This window comes from Porphyromonas sp. KLE 1280 (assembly GCF_000700805.1).
GTDB classification, from domain to species: domain Bacteria; phylum Bacteroidota; class Bacteroidia; order Bacteroidales; family Porphyromonadaceae; genus Porphyromonas; species Porphyromonas pasteri.
Map to the genome: position 1 here is coordinate 118,927 of NZ_KL362965.1, position 21,775 is coordinate 140,701.

Consider the following 21,775-nt stretch of genomic DNA (forward strand, 5'->3'; position numbering starts at 1 on the left):
GAACTATTACGATGGACCTACTTCAGATCGTAAAGGGATTCAATGAAATCCTATGGAACAACTTCCTCATGTACGTCCTCCTCGGCGTCGGCATCTTCTACACCATCTACCTCGGCTTCCCTCAGCTACGTCACTTCGGCCTGGCAATGAAGTACAGCTTCGGCTCGATCTTCAAGAAGAAAGAGAAGACGGAAGATGCCTGTGACCAGACGAACTCCTTCCAAGCGCTCGCCACCGCCGTCGCCGCCCAGGTCGGTACGGGTAATATCGCAGGCGTAGCTACCGCCATCGCTATGGGAGGTACGGGTGCCGTCTTCTGGATGTGGATCTCCGCAGTACTTGGGATGAGCACGATCTTCTCCGAAGCCGTCCTCTCCCAGAAGTATCGCGAGATACGCGACGGCCAAGTCGTCGGGGGACCTGCCTACTACATCAGTCGCGGTCTGAAGAGCCCAGTGCTCGCCATCATCTTCTCCGTCATGGTCATCGTCGCCCTCGGCTTCATCGGCTGTATGGTGCAGGCGAACTCCATCTCCATCGGTCTGGCCAACGCCTTCGGTATGAAGGGTTGGGTCAGCGGTATCCTCATCGCAGTGCTTGTCGCTGTCGTCATCGTCGGCGGGCAGAAGCGCGTCACGACCATCGCCGAGCTGGTGGTGCCCTTCATGGCACTGGCCTATATCGTCGGGGCGATCATCATCCTCTTCATGTACTCCGAGCAGATCCTCCCCGTCTTCGAGTCCATCTTTGGTGATGCCTTCTCCACGAAGGCGGCCGCTGGTGGTGCTGCGGGTAGCGTGATGAAGTACGCCATCCGCTATGGGGTCTCCCGCGGGCTCTTCTCCAACGAAGCAGGTATGGGCTCGACCCCACACGCCCATGCACTGGCTCATGTCAAGGATCCATCCATCCAGGGCTTCGTAGCGATGTCGGGGGTCTTTGTTGACCTCCTCATCTGCACCGCTACGGCACTCATCATCCTCTTGACGGGGGCTTATGCTGAGCCTGGGCTGATCTCGGTACAGATCACACAGCGTGCCTTCGAGGAGACCTTCGGGCAGGCCGGTGTCATCTTCCTTGCGATCAGCCTCCTCGTCTTTGCCTTCACTACCATCATCGGCTGGTATGTCTTCGGGGAGATGAATATACGCTACCTCTTCAAGTCCAAGGCGGTCTACGGCTTCCGCGTCATCGTCATCGCCTGCGTCTTCTCGGCGACGATCTTCCATGCGAACCTCATCTGGGAGCTGGCTGATACCTTCAATGGGCTGATGGTCATCCCGAACGTCATCGCCATCGTCATCCTCGCGCCACAGGTCAAGAAGCTCTACAAGCGCTTCCTCGCTCGTCGTAAGACGGAGAATATCTAAGCAGCCTCCTCCCTCCTTCCCCGTGGGCTTAAATCACTTCGCCCCCACAGCTCCATCGAGCTGTGGGGGCGAACTGATTTGTATAAGTAGGGAGTCTTAGTCGAGGACGTGGCGCTCGGCGTGGTAGGAGGAGCGCACGAGGGGGCCGCTCTCGATGTGGCGCAGGCCCTTCTCCAGCCCGAGGGTACGCAGACGAGCGAACTGCTTCGGGTGGATGTACTCCACGACGGGCAGGTGGCGGCGCGTAGGCTGTAGGTACTGCCCGATGGTCATGATGGACACGCCGACAGCGTGGGCATCGTCGATGAGCTCGAGGACTTCCTCCTCCGTCTCGCCGAGGCCGAGCATGATACCCGTCTTAGCAGGGATGCCGCTCTGGGCGATACGCTCCAGCACCGAGAGGCTCTGGTCGTAGGTCGCTATGTGGCGCACCGTGGGGGTGAGACGGCGGACGGTCTCGAGGTTGTGCGAGATGATCTTGGGCTGACAAGCGATGATCTGGTCGACGTAGTCCAGACGGCCGTTGAAGTCGGGGATGAGGACCTCGATAGTGACCTCAGGTGTCGTGCGGCGGATGGCTTCGATGGTACGTACCCAGTGCCCTGCGCCGTAGTCCTCGAGGTCGTCGCGGTCGACGCTGGTGATGACGGCGTGCTTCAGGCCCATCTTCTTGATGCTCTGTGCCACCTTCATCGGCTCGAGGGGGTCGAGTGGTGCGGGGGCTTTCCCCGAGAGGGTGTTACAGAAGCGGCAGGCGCGCGTACAGACAGCGCCTCCGATCATGAAGGTCGCCGTGCCTGCACTCCAGCACTCCCCTTGGTTGGGGCATCGGCCGCTATGGCAGATGGTATTGAGCCCGTGGTGCTCGATCGTATGCTTTGTATCGGTGAAGGTCGAGTTATCGCCGAGGCGGATCTTCAGCCACTCGGGCTTGCGGACGCGCACGACGTTGCCGCTCTTCTTCTGGGTGATAGGTTCTTCTTGCATCATATAAGTGATAGCCCTTAGGCTGAGGGGCGGTGCCTTCAGCCTAAGGGTAGTGGGGTGTAAAATAGCCGAGGCTAAAGGTTCTGCTCGAGGAAGGCAATGATACGCTTGTAGAGGTGGTTGCGGGCATTACCTCCGTAGATGCCGTGGTTGCGGTCCTTGTAGATCGCCATGTCGAAGGGGATACCTTCGGCGACCAGGAGGTCGGTGAAGTTCATGGCGTTCTGCACATGCACGTTGTCATCGGCGCTACCATGGATGAGGAGGAGCTTACCCTTGAGCTTCTTCGCTACCTCGAGGGCGGAGGAAGACTTGTAGCCCGTGGGGTTCTCTTGTGGGGTACGCATGAAGCGCTCCGTGTAGATCGTGTCGTAGTAGCTCCAGTCAGCGACGGGGGCGACGGCGACACCGGTCTTGAAGACGCTCTCGCCGTGGCACAGACCCATCAGCGTCATGTAGCCACCGAAGCTCCAGCCGTAGAGGCCGATGCGGTCGGCGTCGACGTAGGACTGCTTGCCGAGCCACTTCGCTGCAGCGATCTGGTCTTCGATCTCCTTCACGCCGAGGTTGAGGTAGGTGCACTTACGCCACTCCTCACCGCGAGCGCCCGTACCACGTGGGTCGACGCAGACGACGATGTAGCCCTTGCTGGGGAGTACCTGCTCCCAGCCGAGGCCGAAGGCATCGAGTACCTGCTGTGAGTCGGGACCGCTGTACTGAGTCATCAGCACGGGGTACTTCTTGTTGGGGTCGAAGTCGTAGGGCTTGAGGATCCAAGCATTCAGCTCTTGGCCACGGCCGTTGGGGATCTTGATGAATTCCTCACGGCGCAGGCGGTAGTCCTTGAGGCGCTCAGCGATCTCCTTGTTGTCCTTCAGTACACGCAGGGGGCGCAGGCTCCCCGTGGCGTAGACGGCTGTAGTCGTCGGCGTGGTAGAGTTGCTGAAGATGCTGATGTAGTGGGAGAAGTCATCGCTGAAGATAGCACTATTGGCACCTGCTCCAGGGTGAAGAGCGGTCTTGCGGCCCTTGGGATCTACCTTGTAGATCGAGCGGCGCAGGGGCGACTCATCGGCAGCCTGATAGTAGGCATTGCCCTGAGCGTCCATGCCGTAGAAGTCGGTGTCGTCATAGCTGCCCGTGGTGATCTTGCGGATCAAAGCCCCCTTGTCGGAGTAGAGGTAGATATGGCGGTAGCCGTCCTGCTCGCCGAGGTAGGCGAAGCCTGAGGGGACGAACTTACACTTCGGGAGGTTGCGACTATCTACGTAGGCCTTGTTGCGCTCCTCGAAGATGACCTTCGGCAGGAGCGTCTTGTCGTTTACGTAGTAGAGCGTGAGGTGGTTCTGCTGGCGGTTCAGCGAGAAGACGGCGAGGTTGCCATCACGGCCGATGAACTCGATGCGGGGGATGTAGTAGGGTGCGCTCTTGAAGTCAATGGGCTTCTTCGCGCGGTCTGTGACATTGTAGATGTGTACGGAGACCTTTGAGTTAGGCGTACCGGCCTTAGGGTACTTATAGGTATAGGCGCCAGGGTACTGCTCCGTGCCGTAGATAGGCATGCTGTACTCGTCGACTTCACTCTCATCGGTGCGGACGAAGGCCAGGTAGTTATTGTCTTCGCTCCAGGTCATCAGCTGCGTGGTCTCCAGCTCTTCTTCGTAGACCCAGTCGGTGATACCGTTCATGACCTTGTTGTGCACGGCATCGCTCGTCACCTGGACCTCGGTGTCGAACTCAAACTTCTTGATGAAGATATTCCCCTCACGCACGAAGGCTGCCATACGGCCGTCAGGGCTGAAGGTGGGGATCATGACCTTGCCGGTGGTCGTGCTCAGTGGCTCGACGCGGTTGCGACGGACGTCGTAGTGGAAGACATTACCCTTGCTGGAGCGGCGGTAGATGGCTTCTTGGTCGGTGATGAGGAGGATGTGATGCCCCTTGGGCTCAAGGATGTAGTCGTCGAATTTCTTGAATTCGCATTCGCGTGCCTTGTTGACGCTGAAGAGTGTGTCGACGAGTTCGCCCGTCTGGAAGCTATAGCGCAGGATGGCGGTATGTCCGTCATCCATCATCGTGTAGTACTTCCCGTCGCTGGTGGAGCGCATACCGCGCCCTGCGGTGTAGGCGTAGAACTTACCCGAGGTGACGTCCTCAACTTGGAGGTCCTTGGTGGGGTGCTGGGCCAGAGCCTCGGTGCTTGCACCTAAGCCAAGGAGCAGCAGTGTGAGTGATAGTAGTGTCCGCATAACTCGTATGTATTAGTTTGCTTTTCGACAAAGATACAAAAAGCAAGGGTGGCAAGCGAGGGACTATTGTATCCGCTTCGAAGGGGAGTGGAAGGCATAGCTATACCGATATACGTATGCGGCTGCACCGAGTGCTCGGTGCAGCCGCATGTGTATGTAGAGGGCATCTTATAGAGATTTCGCGACTGAGGGAAGGCTGGTCGCTATCTCAGCTTATGCCCCTTAAAGGCGTAGAAGAGAATATAGATGAAGCTGATGAAGCAGATGCTATACGCATATCGGATATCTGAGATATCCTTGATAAGGCCAAATAGGACGGTGATGACAGCCCCACCGATAAGACCCATCGTCAATAGGGATGAACCCTGCTTGGTGTACTTGCCTAGATCCATAAGCGCCAAAGGCCAAAACGCAGGCCACATCAGCGAGCAGCCTAATGCCATAATACCCACAGAGTAGATGCTATAAACTCCAGGAAGCACTACTACGAGAGCAGTCCCTACGAGTGCCACGAAAGAGCATATCTGTAGGGCTTTGGTTTGCGAGAGGTACTTCGGGATCAGGATAATACCCAGTATATACCCAATGCTGATACTAATAGGAGTGATCCATGAATAGGTCTCTGGATGGGGGAGACTTAATTCCTGTGCATAGTCTATAAGTGTCCCTAAGACGATGGTCTCCGAACCCACATAGAAGAATATGGCGATCGCTCCGAGTACAAGATGGGGAAACTGGAAGACCGAGCTCTTACTATTAGCATAGCTCGATACTTCCGTGTCGGCCGTGTCATTGTCTTCTCCTGCAGCCTTCACTTCGGGCAGTGGTGATACGAGTGCGACGATCCCTAAGATTATGAAGAGGCCGATGATCACAAGGAAGGGCTTGTTGAGGTCTTCCAGACCAACACTACCACCACTACTGGCAAAGAGAGCGATAAATAATGGAGATACAGGCCAAGCTAGCTTGTTGATCATCCCCATGATTGAGATTCGCTTTGCCGCACTCTCTGTAGGCCCCAGAATGGTGACATACGGATTTATCGCAGCCTGCAAGAACGTGTTAGCCATCCCGCAAATAAAGGAGGCTAAGAGGAATATTACGAAGCTCTTGGCTTCTGCGGACAAGATGAACACGCCAAATGCTATCGCGAACATAGCGAAAGCTGATGCCATCGTGCGCTTATAGCCGATCTTACTGATCAGCAGTCCTGCTGGATAACCAAAGATCAGGAAGGGTAAGAATGTCGCCCCGATGAGCATATAGGCTTCCATTGACGAGACGCTTAGCGATACCTTCAATACAGGTACGAGTAGGGAGTTGATCCCTAAGGCAAACCCACATGTAAAGAACATGAAGGCAAGAAATACCATCGGTACGATGAACTTATTTTCTTTCATATGAGGGGGATATTTTGGCTTTCGTGTTGTCAAGTCACGCAAATAAAAAGCAGTAGTTTGACTTGTAGCTACTGCAAATGTAACTAAAAATATTTTAAAATTTTATCTGTGCTCCTGAGATTTGTAGTGTTTTCAGGGTGCTTTATTAAAATAAACTTACGGGCTAACGGCTATATATTCGTATGTCTTGAGGCTGCTTGCGGTGGCATTTCCCCTTGGTCGGATCACTGGGAGGGAAGTGATCCCAAAGCATAAGTGCAAGCACTTGAGGTACTCGTGCGTGCTGCACTTCGATAGAGCAGGAGCTGTGAAGGAGCGCGGGAAAAGGTGTGAGGCTGTACAGGGAAAGGCGCGGAGGAGTATGGGGAAACCTTCGGCCAGGTGCGTGGTCGTAAAATCTACGTGCATAGATATTAGGAGTGACGTGCATAGATGATAAATCTACGTACGTGGACGGAGGAAAAGCACTACGAGGCGCGAACTATTTCTCGTGAAGGGGAGCGCTTGTCTTCGTATTGGATGGGAGGCAAAGTAGTATAGATACAAAGAATGCGGCTGCACCGAGCGCTCGGTGCAGCCGCATACGTGTATGGGGAGTGTGCGGGACGACTTAGACGTCACGGCCAGGGCGCAGGGCCTCGGCGTCGTCCAGCGTGAGGATGGAGTTGACCAGCGTGGCAGCGAGGTTGCTACCGCCCTTACGGCCTTCGACGATGATCTTGGGGATGTCCTTGAAGACCTTCGCCATATACTTCGACTCACGTACCTGCACGAAGCCGACGGGCGCAACGACCATACCCGTAGGCTGGGCCTTACCACGACGGATGAGGTCGCAGAGCTCGATGATGGCGGTGGGGGCATTACCCACGGCAAAGAGTGCATTGGGATGCTCCTCGACGGCGAGACGGATACCTGCCTGCGAGCGCGTGATACCCTTCAGGTCGGCGAGCTCCTTCGTGCGAGGATCATTGAGGTAGCACTTGACCTGCAGGCCAAGACGCTCCAGCATGCCCTTGCGGATGCCCGAAGCCACCATGGTGACGTCGGTGATGATGGTGTCGAACTTCCCATCGAGCATCGCCTGATAGATGCTGGATACCGCACCGGGATCGGAGTAGAGGATCTTCTCCATCTCGAAGTCCGCCGTGGTGTGGATCGAGTGGATGAGTGCCCACTTGTGGTCGAGAGGGATGTTGGGGTTCGCCAGCTCGCTATTGATCGTGCGGAAGCTCTCGATCATAATCGCCTGACCGATCTTCGCATCCTTGTCGAGCGTGCCTTCGTCATAGTAGCCACGAGGGGTGATGAAGTGCCCGTCGAAGCTGTAGCTCTGCGTATTGCCGATGATCACGACGGTGAACATATCAAGCTCCTCGGGATCAAACTCTGCGAGTGTGGTGAGCTTGACGACCTGCTCCTCACGGCCCGCCTGACGGACGTAGCCGATGGGCGTGTCGGGGCTGCGGTGCTGAGCGAAGATCTCCAGCAGGCGGTAGATCTGCCAGTAGCGCCCCTGGCTCTTGGGGTTGTAGATGGCAGTGATGAAGTCGCCCGCTGCGGCAGCCTCGATGCGCTTCTCGATACGAAGCCAAGGCGTCATCAGGTCGGAGAGCGAGATGATACACAGGTCATGGCCGATGGGGCAGCCGAGCAGAGCGGCGGCCTTCTGGAAGGCGCTGATGCCAGGGAGTACCTCTACCTCGACTTGATCCGTGATACCCTTCTCGCGCATCATCTCATAGATCAGGGGCGACATACCGTAGATGCCAGCATCGCCCGAGGAGATGACGCAGACGGTCTTGCCCTCGAGGGCGTAGCGGAAGGCCTCTTCGGCGCGCTGACGCTCAGCCTTCATCCCGCTGTCGATACACAGGGCATCGGGGCGGACATAGTCCTTGATAAAGCGGAAGTAATACTTGTATCCGACGATCACATCAGAGGCCTGCACGGCTTGGAGTACGGCGGGGGTGATATCCTCGGGGCTACCAGGGCCGATGCCAGCGACGATGATCTTATTCTTTTTCATCTAAAATAGGGGTACTTGAATAGTGGAGAGGTAAGATACCTGTAGTTGAATAGTTTTGGATTTCTATCACAAAGATAGTCTATTTCAGCCTATAAGTATAGGATGAATGGCGAGTATCATGCACTTCTTGGCTGAGCGCTCGGATGCGACGCATGCCGAGGTAGTACTCGATGAAGCTGCGGACGAGGAGGTAGTTGAGGAAGGCGAACCAGAGCATGGTGCCACTACCTATAGTGGCGATGCTCTCCGCAACGATGAAGTACGACATCGCGCCACCAGCTACCCCGATGCTCATGCTCTTGCTGTCCGTCGCACCAACTAAGATCCCGTCCCAGAGGAAGGCCAGGTAGGAGAATATCGGTACGGCTGCCATCAGGAAACTATCGCTGAGAGCGAGCTTAAGCACCTCTTGCTTGTCGGTGAGGAGCTCGAGGAGGGGGCGGGGGAAGAGGGCGTAGAGGATACTCGTGATGAGGGCGACGACGAAGCCTACCTGCAGTGTGATGCGGATGATCAGTCGTAGGAGTCCGAACTTACGCCCGCCAATAGCTTCGCCTACGAGGGCTTCGGCAGCATAGGCCAGCCCGTCCATGAAGTAGGAGAAGAGCGTGAAGAGCTGCATCAGCAGGCTGTTGGCAGCCAGCCTCGTCACGCCGATAGCGCCCCCATAGCGGATGAAGGAGAGCATCACCGCCTGCAAGAGGAGTGTGCGGATGAGTAGGTACTTCCCGACATGGAAGTAGCGAACGAGCGTCTCGGGGTGCCAGAGGTGCTCTCTGGAGAGGTGGCGGAGGATGCGCCCTTCGTAGCGCAGGCCGCCGAGCGCGAGGAGTAGGACAGCCGTGTACTGCGCGAGCACCGTGCCCAGTGCCAAGCCCCCGACGCCCATCCCTGCGGGGAAGGCGAGGAGGTAGCTGAAGAGGATGTTCAGCAGGTTGCAGGCGATGCTCACGCTCATGACGAGCTTCATCCGCTGTACGCCGATGAGCCAGCCATTATACACGTAGAGCAGGAGGGCGGCAGGTGCGCCGAGGAAGGAGTAATGGAGGTAGGTCTGCGCCTCGGGGAGGTGCATGTCGGCACCTGCCTGCAGGAGTGCGGCAGCGGGAGCGACATAGAGCGGGCGCAGGAGGATGAGGAGCAGGCCGACCGCAAGTGCGATGATCGAGCCTGAGGTGAGCTGTCGCAGTAGGGCGCGCACGTCACATGCGCCCCACGCCTGAGCGGTAAAGCCCGTCGTACCCATACGCAGCAGGCTCCAGATACCGATGACGAACTGGGTGATAGCAGCGCCGATGGCTACCGCTGCGATGCTGTCGGCTGTGGCCATACGTCCCGCCATCGCCGTATCGGCGAGCATGAGGAGCGGGACGGTGACGTTGGAGAGGATGTTGGGCAACGCGAGGCCCCAGATACGGCGCAGGATGTCGGAGGGCTTCACGTTAGGCGCTTTGCTGAGAGTTCTGCTCGTAGACGATGAGCAGGATATCGCCGACCTCGAGCTCGAGCTTACCCTTCGGGACCATGTAGTTCTCACCACGGCGCACGAGGATCACGAGCTCTTCTTCCTTGAGGTCTAGCTCCATGAGCTTATTGCCCTCACGGAGCATCTTGCTCGTGACGGTGCGCTCGACCATCTTCGCCCCCGTGTATTGGGGGATCTCGACGCCGAAGTGGCTGACCTTGACCTTGACCTCTTCGTCGAGACCAAGGAAGCGAGCTACGGCAGGCAGGGTGCTTCCCTGGATGAGCAGCGAGAGGAGGGTGATGACGTAGACGATGTTGAAGAGCGTCTCAGCGCCCTCGACCTGACTCATCATCGGGTAGGTGGCGAAGATGATCGGCACGGCGCCACGCAGGCCCACCCACGAGAGGAAGGAGCGCCCGCGCATACTGATGCTGGGGAAGAAGATGAGGCTGAGCTGTAACGCCAGGGGTCGTGCTACGAAGATCATGAAGAGACCCGCCAGCACCGCAAAGCCCGTGATGGGCAGCAGGCTATGCGCATCGACGAAGAGCCCGAGGATGATGAAGAGCGAGATCTGTAGGAGCCACGTCAGCCCGTCGAAGAAGGTCTCGATACTCTTCTTGTGGACGAGCTTCTTGTTCCCCACGAGTACGCCCATGATATAGACGGCGAGGTAGCCATTGCCATGCAGGAGCGAGGTAGCGGAGAAGGTGAGGAAGACGAAGCACAGGAGGAGGATGGGGTAGAGCGCCCCGTTGCCGATGTCTGCCTTGTTAAGGATAGTGGGAGTGATACGCCCGAAGATATAGCCCATGAGTCCACCGACGGAGAACTGTAGGAGGAAGGTCACGAGGATGCTCCCCCACGAGCCGTCCGTTCCTCCCGTGATGTACTGGATGAGGGCGATGGTGAGCATGTAGGCCATCGGGTCATTACTACCACTCTCGAGCTCAAGGATGGGGCGCAGGCCTTCCTTGAGGTGCATATTCTTCGAGCGCAGGAGGGCGAAGACCGAGGCGGAGTCGGTACTCGACATCGTCGCTGCCAGCAGAAGGGCGATGGGGAAGGTGAAGTGTACGGGCGCCCAGCCCATGAGGTCCATACCGTAGAAGAAGCCCCCGAGACAGAGCGTCGTCAAGATGACGCCTACCGTAGAGAGCATGATCCCCGGGCCGAGGACGGTGCGCATCTCCTTGAGCTTCGTCTCGAAGCCCCCGAAGAAGAGGATGACCGTCAGGGCGATCATCCCGACGAACTGCGTCTTGTTCGTGTCGTTGTATTGGATCCCGAGGCCCGCACTGCCGAAGAGCATCCCTGTGATGAGGAAGAGGAGCAGGGCAGGCACCCCAAAGCGCGTGCCCACCTTACCGGCGATGATACCGGTGAGCATCAGGAAGGATCCTACGAGGATATATGGTTCGAAGGCTACGGGAGCATGATCCATAGGCATATATATGTGAGAGGACGGGAGTGAGTAGAGTTGTGGGCCATCGGCCTAAACAAAGATACAGAAATCTCGGCAGTCTTCGATCGCTCGACCCGCATAGGAGTCGCTGTACATCAGCCCTCGCCCGAGCCTTCTTAGCAGAGAAAAGCCCCGATCTTCGCTCCTCTACTGCCGTCCTCATCGCGCATGAAGCAAGGAGAGCCCCCCGACGGCATCCGTAGGACGCTGTCGGGGGGCTCTCTTGTCGGTAGCTTGCTCCGTGGGCTGCTTGGTTGAGCGACCTTAGAGCGGTATCATGACCTTGGCGGGGAAGATGCGCTTGGGGTCACCGAAGCGTGCGATAGCCTCGGCCATCACCCCCTTGTTGGGGTGTAGCACCTCCGAGAAGATGACCCGCCCATTGTGCTTGACGACGACGGGCTTAGTGAAGTCCACGCTGTCGACATAGAGGGTCAGCGTGCCTTGGGCCGTACCACGCAGGAGCTTGGTCTCCACGTCGAAGCTATTGCCCTCATGCCGTACGTCAAGGTGCAGACGGGCATCGCTGCTGTGCTTGATCCCGCTGAAGCCGAGGTAATAGACCCCGTCGGAGAATCCGTCGTCGATATTGTAGTAGGTGTAGCTTAGATGCTTGGGGTATACGCGTCGCTTGTGCTCCGAGAGCCATGGAGGCATCGTCAGATAGGGGATGGTGTGCCCGTGACCAGCGATGATATTCGCCTCGTGGACGAAGTCTTCTGTATTGGCCTTGGCGAGCTCACTGAGCTTATCGCGCCAGTCCATCGCGTTGAGGGTGCGGTCGTACTCATAGTCGCGCTCCCCGACATCGAAGCGGAAGGCTACGTTGCGCAGGTTCTCTGCGAGCTCGAGGCTCTCAATAGCGGCAGCCAGAGGACCGACCGCTGCGAAGTAGTCGGGCATGAAGAGTCCGAGGCGGAAGGGCGAACCTATATTGCTTCACTGCGCGACCTATAGGAGGCTGTTGCCCCGAGTCCTGTTTTCTATTTAATGTGCTAAGGCATCGCGCACCCAGCTTCCCGATGTGCCTCTTCGAAGTGATACACAAGCCCTTCGCCTTATCGCGCGTATTCCCCTTATCCAGCGGAGGGAAAAGCATCGTTCTCGTGAAGAAAAAAGCGCCTTCCCGTAGTGGTATTCTTCTATCTATGCACGTAGTCTTAAAGACCAGATACGTAAATCCAAAGATCCACGTACGTAGATATTTGATCCACGTACGTAGTCCAAGCTTATCTACCACTCGTTCAAAACTTTATATCCTTACGCGGAGCAACAATCTAATAGAGGTCACTTCACAAAGCTATATAGGAATCAGTCCAAAGCTATATAGCTTTCTTCGTCATCCTATATAGCTCGACCCACGTACCCATATAGGTTAGCCCGCCGACCAATATAGGTCCTTTTACCTCCCCTATTGGTGGGGGCGTGTGTCTGCTGTGCTTGCCCTTCCCCCCCTTCGGTGGAGTGGGAGCGTGTAGCGTGGTTGGGATAGGTGCACCGTCGCTCGGAGTGTACCCCTTAGCGGGAGGGGGACGGGCACGATCCTATATAGTATATGTACGCGCGCGAGGCTGGGAGGAACGGCGAAGATGAGGAGTTATGCATACCCTCTTCGCTTGTTGTGGGGATGTGGTGGGGCGCTGCCTCCCTTATTATAGGTAGAGTATGGCAAAGAATGTGTACTTTTGTACCCAAATAATTTAACTAAACAAATCATCAAATCACGTGTTATGCCGAACATTATCACGATAAAGAAGGGCCTCACGCTGAATCTGAAGGGAAAGGCCGCTGAGACGCAACTCGCAGCAGCCCAGCGCACGGAGAGCTATGCCGTCGTCCCCGATGATTACATCGGCTTCGTCCCTAAAGTGATCGTTCACCCAGGCGACAAGGTGCTGGCAGGCGATGCTCTGCTGTGCCACAAGGGTGCGCCTGAGCTGTGCTTGACCTCGCCTGTCAGTGGCGAAGTCATCGCTGTCAATCGCGGTGCCAAGCGCAAGGTCCTGAGTGTCGAAGTACGCCCCGATGCGACGACGGAGTACAAGTCCTTCGCCACGGCTGGGGTCGAAAAGATGCAGCGCTCTGAGGTACTTGCTCTCCTCCTGGAGAGTGGTATGTTCAGCTTCTTCAAGCAGCGTCCCTACGACCGCCTGGCTAATCCTCTGACTGAGCCCCGTGACATCTTCGTCACGGCGAACTTCACCGCTCCCCTTGCTCCCCGCTTCAGCTATCTGGATCAGGGTCGCGAGGACGAGCTGCAGCTGGCTCTCACCGCTCTCACCAAGCTTACCACGGGTAAGGTCTACCTCGGTGTCGCTCCTGGCGAACTGACGGGTGTGACGGGTGTCGAGCGCGTCGAAGTCCGCGGGCCACACCCCGCAGGTCTGGTCGGTACGCTGATCAACCACACGGCGCCTATCAACAAGGAAGAGACCGTCTGGACGCTCAAGGCCAGCGATCTTCTTGTGATCGGCCGCTTCCTCAAGACCGGTAAGGTCGACTTCTCCCGCACCATCGCTCTCACGGGTTCCGAAGCCAAGGAGACGGGCTATCTGACCGTCCTGCCTGGTGCCCGCTTCACCGAAGCCCTCGCAGGCCGTCTCGGTAAGAAGGGTGAGCATGAGCGCATCATCGAGGGGGATGTCTTCTCCGGTGTCAAGGTCGATGAAGAGCACGACCGCATGAGCTACTCTATTGACCAGATCACGATCATCCCCGAGGGGGACGACGTGCACGAGGTCTTTGGCTGGGCTATGCCTCGTCTCAACCAGTACAGCCACAGCCGCTCTTACTTCTCTTGGCTCATGCCTAAGAAGGAGTATGTGCTCGATGCCCGTGTCAAGGGTGGTCGCCGCGCTATGATCATGAGCGGCGAGTACGACCGTGTCTTCCCTATGGATATCTATCCTGAGTTCCTCCTGAAGAGCATCATTGCCTTCAACATCAACGATATGGAGGCTCGTGGTATCTATGAGGTAGCTCCCGAAGACTTCTCTGTCTGCGAATTCGTCGACACGTCCAAGATACCTCTCCAGCAGATCGTACGTCAGGGTCTGGATGAGCTGTACAAGGAAATGAACTAATAGAAGGTTTCACTCATTAAAAGGACAACGACCTTGAACGCATTAAGAAAACAAATCGATAAGATTAAGCCCGCCTTCACGAAGGGGGGGCGCTTCTCGGCCCTGGAGTCAGTCTTCGACGGCTTTGAGACGTTCCTCTTCGTCCCCAATACGACCTCGAAGCGTCGTGGCGCTCACGTCCACGATGCCATCGATAGCAAGCGCACGATGAGCGTAGTCATCTTCGCTCTCCTGCCAGCGCTGCTCTTCGGGATGTACAACGTCGGGCTGCAGCACAATATCGCCGTTGAGAATATGGGAGCTTCCTTCTGGAGCACCTTCTTCTATGGCTTCCTCTCCGTGCTGCCTCAGATCATCGTCTCCTACGCTGTAGGTCTGGGTATTGAATTCATCATCGCCCAGATGAAGCATGAGGAGATCCAGGAAGGGTTCCTCGTCACGGGGATTCTCATCCCGATGATTATCCCTGTGGAGACCCCACTGTGGATGATCGCTGTAGCTACTGCCTTCGCTGTAGTCTTCGCTAAGGAAGTCTTCGGTGGTACGGGCTACAACGTCTTCAACGTAGCGCTGATCACGCGTGCCTTCCTCTTCTTCTCTTACCCCGCCGCTATGTCTGGTGACAGCGTATGGGTACGCCTCGGATCGACCTTCGGGCTCGGTGGTGCTGAGAAGGCTGTCGACGGCTTCTCTGGTGCTACGCCCCTCGGGCAGATCGCTGCTGCTAAGGGTATGCTCCCCGATATCCACAATACGCTCGGTGGTCCACTGACTGACTGGAATGCCTTCCTCGGCTTCCTCCCAGGCTCGGTAGGTGAAGTCTCCACGCTCGCTATCCTCATCGGGGCTTGCATCCTCATCTATACGGGTATCGCTAGCTACAAGATCATGGTATCTGGTGTCGTCGGTGTCGTCGTCATGGCTGCTGTCTTCAACGCCATCGGTACTACGCCCGCTATGCAGGTATCTGCACTTCACCACCTCATCTATGGTGGCTTCGCCTTCGGTATCGTCTTCATGGCTACGGACCCCGTGACCGCTGCACGCACCGAAGCTGGGAAGTGGGTCTATGGTTTCCTCATCGGGGTAATGGTCGTCTTCATCCGTGTGCTCAATGCTGGGTACGCTGAAGGTATGATGCTCGCTATCCTCCTGATGAACACCTTCGCACCTCTCATCGACTACATCGTGGTAGAGCGCAATACGCAGAAGCGTCTCAAGCGTCTCTCCGCTAAGGCTCAGAACTAATCCAACACCGCTACAACGATGAATAGAGATAAGAATTCTTATGTACTGATCTATGCTGCGGTGATGGTCATCCTCGCTGCAGTCCTCCTGGCAGGTGCAGCGATCGTCCTGCGTCCCGCACAGCAGGAGAATGCGAACATCGACAAGATGCAGCAGATCCTCCGCGCACTCGGTCAGAGCCCCGATAAGTCCGCCGTCATCTCCACCTACAAGGACCTCATCAAGAAGGAACTCCTCGTGAATGCCGAAGGGAAGATCGTCAAGACCTTCGAAGGGGAAGAGATTGGTAATAGCGAAGCTTTCAATGCAAACACCGAGCTGGCGTACAAGCTGATCGCCAAGAAACAACCACAAGACCTCCCCGTCTACGTCGCTGAGGTCAATGGGAAGACCCTCTACGTCCTCCCCCTCAATGGTGCAGGTCTGTGGAACAAGATCTGGGGCTACATCGCTATCGATGCTGCTGACCACTCTACGGTCGATGGGGCTGACTTCGGCAACGCTGGGGAAACCCCAGGTCTCGGTGCTGAAATCTCCACGCCACACTTCTCTGCCCAGTTCAAGGGTAAGCACATCTTCCGTGAAGGCGCCTTCACCGGTATCGCTGTCGTCAAGAATGGCCAGAAGGTCGAGGATAAGGACTACGTCGATGGTATCTCGGGCGGTACGCTCACCAGCAATGGTGTGAACGATATGCTCGCTGCCTCGCTCAAGCCCTTCCAAAAATTTCTTGAAACCTATAACGCTCAGTAGCCATGTCTCTCTGGAATAAAAAGAATAAAGAAACGCTCCTCGGGCCACTCAGCAAGAATAACCCCATCATGGTGCAGATGCTCGGTATCTGCTCCGCGCTGGCTGTAACCTCTAAGCTCGAGCCCGCTATCGTCATGGCACTCTCTGTGACGGTCGTCGTCGCCTTCTCCAACGTCGTCATCTCGCTCCTGCGTAAGACGATCCCTAACCGTATCCGCATCATCGTGCAGCTCGTCGTGGCAGCTACCCTGGTGACCATCGTCAGCGAAGTCCTCAAGGCTTATGCTTACGACGTCAGTAAGCAGCTCTCCGTCTTCGTCGGGCTGATCATCACGAACTGTATCCTCATGGGGCGCCTCGAAGCCTTCGCTCTGGGTAACGGCCCTTGGGAATCCTTCCTCGATGGTATCGGGAACGGTCTTGGCTATGGTGCTGTCCTCGTCGCTGTAGGCTTCTTCCGTGAGCTCCTCGGCTCTGGTACGCTCCTCGGCTTCCAGATCATCCCTCAGAGCTTCTACGCTACCGATGGTATCCACGGCTATGTCAACAACGGTCTGATGATCCTGCCTCCTATGGCACTTATCTCCGTGGCTGTGCTCATCTGGATCCACCGCTCGTACAACAAGGAGCTTCAGGAAAACTAACCTTTACCCACGCAAATAAGAACTAACAAAGAATGGATTCATTAGCCTTATTCTTTAGGTCGATCTTCATCGATAACATGATCTTCGCCTACTACCTGGGGATGTGCTCCTTCCTGGCAGTATCGAAGAACGTAAAGACCTCCTTTGGCCTGGGTATCGCTGTCACGTTTATCCTGACCTGCACGCTGCCTATCAACTACCTCCTCGAGACCAAGGTCTTCAAGCAGGGGGCGCTTGACTGGCTCATCGGTGCTGATGCCGCAGGTGTAGATCTCTCCTTCCTCTCCTTCATCATCTTCATCGCCGTCATCGCCGCTTTCACGCAGCTTGTGGAGATGCTCGTCGAGCGCTTCAGCCCCTCGCTCTACGCCTCACTCGGGATCTTCCTCCCGCTGATCGCTGTGAACTGTGCTATCCTCGGTGGATCACTCTTCATGCAGCAGCGTGAATTCCCCACCATCGGTGAAGCTACCATCTATGGCTTCGGCTCCGGTATCGGCTGGATGCTCGCTATCGTCGGGATGGCTGCTATCCGTGAGAAGCTCCAGTACTCTGATGTGCCCAAGCCCCTGCGTGGCCTCGGGATCACCTTCATCGTCACGGCGCTCATGGGGATTGCCTTCCTCAGCTTCTCTGGTGTCAAGATGTAACGAAAGCGAAGACTCAACGAAATGAATACAACCATTATACTCGTCAGTGTGGGCATCTTCCTCGTGGTCACACTGCTCCTGGTGATCGTCCTGCTTGTCGCTAAGAGCAAGCTCGTCCCATCAGGCAACGTCAAGCTCACCATCAATGGGGAGAAGGAAGCTGAAGTACCCATCGGCGGTACGCTGCTGAGCACTCTGCAGGGTGAGAATATCTACCTCTCCTCCGCTTGCGGTGGTAGCGGTTCGTGCGGTCAGTGCCGCTGCCGTGTCGTCGAAGGTGGTGGGGAAATCCTGCCTACTGAGACGGGCTTCTTCTCTCGCAAGGAGCAGAAGGAACACTGGCGTCTGGCTTGCCAGACCAAGGTCAAGGAAGACATGCAGGTCATCGTACCTGAGTCGGTCTTCGGCGTCAAGGAATGGGAGTGCGAAGTCGTCTCGAACCGCAACGTCTCGACCTTTATCAAGGAATTCGTCGTGAAGCTCCCCGAGGGTGAAGTGATGAACTTCCAGAGCGGTAGCTACGCACAGATCACCATCCCTCCCTATGATATCAAGTATGCCGACTACGACATCGATGAGAAGTTCCGTGGCGACTGGGATCACTTCGATATGTGGAGCCTGACCTGTAAGAATGATACGGAGACCATCCGTGCTTACTCGATGGCTAACTACCCTGCCGAAGGGAACATCATCACGCTCAACGTCCGTATCGCTACGCCTCCTATGGACCGCGCTACGCACAAGTGGCTCCCCGTCTCTCCTGGTATCTCCTCGTCCTACATCTTCTCGCTGAAGCCTGGTGACAAGGTCCGCATGAGCGGTCCTTATGGGGACTTCCACATCCAGGACACGGATGCTGAGATGCTCTATATCGGTGGTGGTGCTGGTATGGCTCCTCTGCGTGCTCAGATCCTCCACCTCTTCCGCACGCTCCACACGGGTCGTAAGGTCTCTTACTGGTACGGTGCACGAAGCAAGAAGGAGATCTTCTACGAAGAGGACTTCCGCGAGATCGAGAAGCAGTTCCCCAACTTCAGCTTCCACATCGCGCTCTCTGACCCCCAGCCCGAAGACAACTGGACCGGCTACGTCGGCTTCATCCATCAGGTCATCTATGACAACTATCTGAAGGATCACGATGCGCCCGAAGATATCGAGTACTACATGTGCGGCCCTGGTCCTATGGCCAACGCCGTGAAGGTGATGCTCGAAGACCTCGGCGTACCGCGCAGCCAGCTCTTCTTCGACGACTTCGGCGGATAACACCGCTCGCCTTGCCTCCTTCGGGTGGCTGGCGAAGTCCAATACAAAGCCTCCCCACCGTTAGCTCCGTGCTGACGGTGGGGAGGCTCTTTCTGTGGGCAGCCCGAGGAGGCCTGAGCGTAAGGGCGAAGGCGCTGAGCTTTGATGTCTTGCCATCCAACCAATAAACCTTACCTTCGTAGCTGAATTTAATAGTAAAGCTTATAATTATGATCGCAACACTGATTACAGGAGCCCTGGCCGGATGGCTGGGCGGGATTATCTATAGAGGTAGTGGCCTTGGCCTTCTCGGGAATATCGTCGTCGGTATTCTGGGGAGTGGCGTGGGCTCTTGGCTTTTGGAGAAGGTCTTCAATATCTCCTTGGGCGAAGGCTGGATCGGCTCTATCCTGACGGGAGCCATCGGCGCTATCGTCATCCTATTCGTAATGAATCTGATATTCAAGCGGAAGAAATAGGGAAGCCGTAGCTTCAAGAATCTAGCTGACAGTAGGGCGGAGAGCATGCTTCCACCCTGCTGTCAGCTTTTTTAGGCACCACACCACGGCTTTGCAAATGAAGCAGCCCCCGAGTAAGCATATCGCTTACTCGGGGGCTGCTTACGTATCTCTACGCCTCACAGGGAGGCGGGGGAGTCGTTACTTGATCTCGCAGGCACCACCAGCGCAGGAGGCTGCACCAAGCTCATCGGCATTGGTGAACTGCTTGCCAGAGAAGTCGACGCTCTTCCAGTCAACGGGCTTGTACGTCTTCTTCAGGACCTCGAAGAGGTGGAGGTTATTGACGCTCTTCAGCACGTTCACCGCCTTGTAGATGTCGCCACGGTAGTAGTTGTGGGCGAACTTCTCGATACGGCGGACGATATCGCGCTTAGCAGCGAGGTTCTCGACCTTGTCCTGCAGGCGTGCTGCGAGGATGCCACGCACGTGCTCGCGGTCCAGGCAGGGGGCTTCGCCCTCGACGCTGTGACGCTGGATGTAGTCGTCGATAGCGTAGTCCGAGACGAAGAGCTGCTCGCCACGGCCCTGAGCCGATTCGCAAGCCTTCCACAGGTCGCCGAATACCTCGATCGTGTCCACGACGAGCCCCGAAGCGAACATACTACCGACGCCGTATTCGCGGAGGATCTCCTCAGCCGTCGAGACCTTGCACATAGGAGCCTGAGGCAGGTCCATATCGCCGTAGGTCGAGAGGAAGGTCACGCCAGCGATGTGGTCTTGGTTCTCCCAGACCCAGTCGCAGACGGCATCCCACTGGTCGTTGGGCACGTCGACGGTGTTCGATACATTATTCTTGATGGGAGACTCCATGTCGCTCATGCCAGGGATGACCCAGCTCTGCTGGACGAGCTTGACGTACTCGAGGAGCTTGACGCCACTGAGTTCGCTGCGCAGAAGAGTGTCTTCGCTTTCTTCGATGGGGAAGAAGATCTTCTTGTCCGTAGCGGGCTTGAAGATATTGGGCTGTACAGCCTTGGGGTTAGCCTCTTCGTAAGCCTTGAGGTTGGGCTCTTCGATGTTGGCCTCGACGCTGCGCAGGTAGCGCTTAGCGTAAGCACCGTGGATACCCGAGGTCATACCGAGCAGGAGGCTCACCGTACCATCAGGCTTGACGCAGGTAGTGCGGCTAGCGGGGTTGATGCCGAGGATGCGAGCACACTGAGAGTTCTGCTGGCGCACCTGCATAGCCCCGACGGCGAGGATATCCTTGTTCGTGAGGATCTGAGGGTTGTTCATGATCCCGCCGATAGATACACCGATGAGGGGGTCTGACTGGATGATATTCGTCGTAGCCTGTCCGAGGTAGGGGAAGTCCATGTAGGTAGCCTGCACGGTAGCGAGCGTAGACGCGCAGCGGCAGATCTTGTAGAACTCCTCTTCGCTCGTACATTCCATCCCATTGATGGAGGCAAGGTTACATACCTGCCAGCCCGTATCGCCATTCTTGTCCGTGGGGAAGAAGCCGATTTCGCAGCAGGGGTTACAGCCGACGCCGAACTTATCTCTCCAGTAGAGACCGGGGTCACCGCTCGTGCGCATCGCCTGGAAGAGCGACTCATAGAGCGAGCGATCGACTTCGCCGCGGTTGAGAGCGGCAGACATGTTGAAGCGAGCACGCTGAGGATTGGTAGTGAACCAGTCGCCGTGCTTACAGTTCACCATCTCCGTGTCTTCGGGAGAGAAGAGGATCATCAGCGCCGAGCGACGGACACCACCCGAGAGGACAGAGTCCGCCAGATGAGCGATGATGTCGGTGCACTGCAGAGCAGAGAGACGCTTCTGACCAGCTGCGACGGCAGCATTCATCAGGGCACGGATCTTATCGAGTGCCATACGCAGACCGTCAGGTCCAGGAGCGATGAAGCGCTTAGCGATCTTAGCACCCTTGGGGCGGATCTCAGAGTAGTCGAAGACGGGCTTCTTTACCCCGGGAATGAAGTAGTATTCGAGAAGGCGGTGGATGGAGTCAGCCCAGCCCTCGATGCTGTCACCGATGACATAGGCTTCGCTTTCCTGAGACAGCTCACTGGCAGGGAGGAGTGGGGGGAGCTTGTCTACGTGAGCCTGCTCTACGGAGAGGCCGCAGCCGCAGCCACTGAGCAGGAGCCACTCGATCTCGCGGAAGACCTCAAGGCGGTCACAGTGCGAGTAGCTACAGTTATAAGATTTCGCTGAGGACTTCAGGACGGGCTCACCGCCGAACTGGAGGTTGCGCTGGGACCCAACGAACTTCTTCAGCTTGTAGTAGTCGATGGCCTCATTGAACTGAGTCATGAACCACTCGTCTTGCAGCGCCTGGGGGGCGATGCGCTCCAGGTGTGTCAGGTGCATCTGGCGGATACGTTCGACGCTCTCGTCCCAGGTCTCTTTACGACCCAAGTCTTCGCGGAACAAGGAATACTTACTTTGGTAAACGTATTCAGATAAAGCGCGTTTGCTCTCTGTCATGATGGTTATTGAAAATGTAATATTTACGAGTGGACTCCCGAAGCAATCCAATCAAAGTTTGTGCAAAGCTACAAAAACAAAACCGCACTTTCCCTCCAAAGTTCACCCCCAAATCGCACTGCTTTATCCCTCAGCGAGATACATTTTTTTTGCCCCTTTGACCCCTCTTTTTTCCCTCTTGACTACCCCCGAGAAGGGACGAAATTGCCCCTTTCTCTACC

The 21,775-nt window shown here is 56.5% G+C and carries 16 protein-coding genes; 8 read left to right on the forward strand and 8 right to left on the reverse strand.

Annotation, left to right across the window (positions count from 1 at the left end; all coding sequences use genetic code 11):
• Positions 1–11: 11 nt before the first annotated feature.
• Entirely contained in the window at positions 12–1,370 is a 1,359-nt protein-coding gene (locus HMPREF1121_RS06835) for an alanine/glycine:cation symporter family protein (RefSeq protein ID WP_044115515.1), read from the forward strand.
• 96 nt (positions 1,371–1,466) lie between these two features.
• On the opposite strand, the gene lipA is transcribed toward HMPREF1121_RS06835, so the two are convergent.
• From lipA to HMPREF1121_RS06870, 7 genes are all read right to left on the reverse strand, one after another.
• Positions 1,467–2,360: a lipoyl synthase gene (gene lipA, locus HMPREF1121_RS06840; protein ID WP_044115516.1), complete on the reverse strand. Its 894-nt coding sequence runs from the start codon at positions 2,358–2,360 to the stop codon at positions 1,467–1,469.
• 71 nt (positions 2,361–2,431) lie between these two features.
• On the reverse strand, positions 2,432–4,606 hold the full coding sequence (locus HMPREF1121_RS06845) for a S9 family peptidase (RefSeq protein WP_084152004.1): 2,175 nt from the start codon (positions 4,604–4,606) through the stop codon (positions 2,432–2,434).
• Positions 4,607–4,809: 203 nt separating this feature from the next.
• Positions 4,810–6,006: an MFS transporter gene (locus HMPREF1121_RS06850; protein ID WP_044115517.1), complete on the reverse strand. Its 1,197-nt coding sequence runs from the start codon at positions 6,004–6,006 to the stop codon at positions 4,810–4,812.
• A 610-nt stretch (positions 6,007–6,616) separates the two neighbouring features.
• Positions 6,617–8,032, reverse strand: coding sequence for a precorrin-3B C(17)-methyltransferase (gene cobJ / locus HMPREF1121_RS06855; protein WP_044115518.1), 1,416 nt, complete (start codon positions 8,030–8,032; stop codon positions 6,617–6,619).
• A 79-nt stretch (positions 8,033–8,111) separates the two neighbouring features.
• Positions 8,112–9,473 carry an MATE family efflux transporter gene (locus HMPREF1121_RS06860; RefSeq protein ID WP_052353638.1) on the reverse strand — a complete coding sequence of 454 codons (1,362 nt, stop codon included), beginning with the start codon at positions 9,471–9,473 and terminating at the stop codon, positions 8,112–8,114.
• A 1-nt stretch (position 9,474) separates the two neighbouring features.
• The gene (locus HMPREF1121_RS06865; protein ID WP_044115519.1) at positions 9,475–10,944 is read right to left on the reverse strand and encodes a potassium/proton antiporter; all 1,470 of its coding nucleotides are present in this window, start codon (positions 10,942–10,944) and stop codon (positions 9,475–9,477) included.
• A 285-nt stretch (positions 10,945–11,229) separates the two neighbouring features.
• Entirely contained in the window at positions 11,230–11,868 is a 639-nt protein-coding gene (locus HMPREF1121_RS06870; RefSeq protein ID WP_052353639.1) for a hypothetical protein, read from the reverse strand.
• 827 nt (positions 11,869–12,695) lie between these two features.
• On the opposite strand from HMPREF1121_RS06870, the gene HMPREF1121_RS06875 reads away from it, so the two are divergent.
• From HMPREF1121_RS06875 to HMPREF1121_RS06905, 7 genes are all read left to right on the forward strand, one after another.
• Complete coding sequence (locus tag HMPREF1121_RS06875) at positions 12,696–14,048, forward strand: Na(+)-translocating NADH-quinone reductase subunit A (protein ID WP_044115521.1); 1,353 nt, start codon at positions 12,696–12,698, stop codon at positions 14,046–14,048.
• 33 nt (positions 14,049–14,081) lie between these two features.
• On the forward strand, positions 14,082–15,296 hold the full coding sequence (locus tag HMPREF1121_RS06880; protein ID WP_044115522.1) for an NADH:ubiquinone reductase (Na(+)-transporting) subunit B: 1,215 nt from the start codon (positions 14,082–14,084) through the stop codon (positions 15,294–15,296).
• A gap of 18 nt (positions 15,297–15,314) precedes the next feature.
• On the forward strand, positions 15,315–16,049 hold the full coding sequence (gene nqrC, locus HMPREF1121_RS06885) for an NADH:ubiquinone reductase (Na(+)-transporting) subunit C (RefSeq protein WP_044115523.1): 735 nt from the start codon (positions 15,315–15,317) through the stop codon (positions 16,047–16,049).
• A 2-nt stretch (positions 16,050–16,051) separates the two neighbouring features.
• Positions 16,052–16,693, forward strand: coding sequence for an NADH:ubiquinone reductase (Na(+)-transporting) subunit D (nqrD, locus tag HMPREF1121_RS06890; protein WP_009433758.1), 642 nt, complete (start codon positions 16,052–16,054; stop codon positions 16,691–16,693).
• 32 nt (positions 16,694–16,725) lie between these two features.
• A complete protein-coding gene (gene nqrE / locus HMPREF1121_RS06895) occupies positions 16,726–17,343 on the forward strand; it encodes an NADH:ubiquinone reductase (Na(+)-transporting) subunit E (RefSeq protein ID WP_044115525.1) in 618 nt (205 codons plus the stop codon).
• 21 nt (positions 17,344–17,364) lie between these two features.
• Positions 17,365–18,606 (forward strand): NADH:ubiquinone reductase (Na(+)-transporting) subunit F, encoded by a 1,242-nt coding sequence (nqrF, locus tag HMPREF1121_RS06900; RefSeq protein WP_044115526.1) that lies wholly within the window; start codon positions 17,365–17,367, stop codon positions 18,604–18,606.
• 203 nt (positions 18,607–18,809) lie between these two features.
• Entirely contained in the window at positions 18,810–19,064 is a 255-nt protein-coding gene (locus HMPREF1121_RS06905) for a GlsB/YeaQ/YmgE family stress response membrane protein (protein WP_044115528.1), read from the forward strand.
• A gap of 180 nt (positions 19,065–19,244) precedes the next feature.
• Here the strand turns inward: HMPREF1121_RS06905 and HMPREF1121_RS06910 are convergent, their stop codons facing one another.
• The gene (locus HMPREF1121_RS06910; RefSeq protein ID WP_232223759.1) at positions 19,245–21,485 is read right to left on the reverse strand and encodes a glycyl radical enzyme family protein; all 2,241 of its coding nucleotides are present in this window, start codon (positions 21,483–21,485) and stop codon (positions 19,245–19,247) included.
• Positions 21,486–21,775: the final 290 nt, after the last annotated feature.

Excerpts from the sequence above, each read along its gene's own strand:
- HMPREF1121_RS06835 (WP_044115515.1), top strand. The coding sequence starts at position 12 with ATGGACCTACTTCAGATCGTAAAGGGATTCAATGAAATCCTATGGAAC.
- lipA (WP_044115516.1), bottom strand. The coding sequence starts at position 2,360 with ATGATGCAAGAAGAACCTATCACCCAGAAGAAGAGCGGCAACGTCGTG.
- HMPREF1121_RS06845 (WP_084152004.1), bottom strand. The coding sequence starts at position 4,606 with ATGCGGACACTACTATCACTCACACTGCTGCTCCTTGGCTTAGGTGCA.
- HMPREF1121_RS06850 (WP_044115517.1), bottom strand. The coding sequence starts at position 6,006 with ATGAAAGAAAATAAGTTCATCGTACCGATGGTATTTCTTGCCTTCATG.
- cobJ (WP_044115518.1), bottom strand. The coding sequence starts at position 8,032 with ATGAAAAAGAATAAGATCATCGTCGCTGGCATCGGCCCTGGTAGCCCC.
- HMPREF1121_RS06865 (WP_044115519.1), bottom strand. The coding sequence starts at position 10,944 with ATGGATCATGCTCCCGTAGCCTTCGAACCATATATCCTCGTAGGATCC.
- HMPREF1121_RS06870 (WP_052353639.1), bottom strand. The coding sequence starts at position 11,868 with ATGCCCGACTACTTCGCAGCGGTCGGTCCTCTGGCTGCCGCTATTGAG.
- HMPREF1121_RS06875 (WP_044115521.1), top strand. The coding sequence starts at position 12,696 with ATGCCGAACATTATCACGATAAAGAAGGGCCTCACGCTGAATCTGAAG.
- nqrC (WP_044115523.1), top strand. The coding sequence starts at position 15,315 with ATGAATAGAGATAAGAATTCTTATGTACTGATCTATGCTGCGGTGATG.
- nqrD (WP_009433758.1), top strand. The coding sequence starts at position 16,052 with ATGTCTCTCTGGAATAAAAAGAATAAAGAAACGCTCCTCGGGCCACTC.
- nqrE (WP_044115525.1), top strand. The coding sequence starts at position 16,726 with ATGGATTCATTAGCCTTATTCTTTAGGTCGATCTTCATCGATAACATG.
- nqrF (WP_044115526.1), top strand. The coding sequence starts at position 17,365 with ATGAATACAACCATTATACTCGTCAGTGTGGGCATCTTCCTCGTGGTC.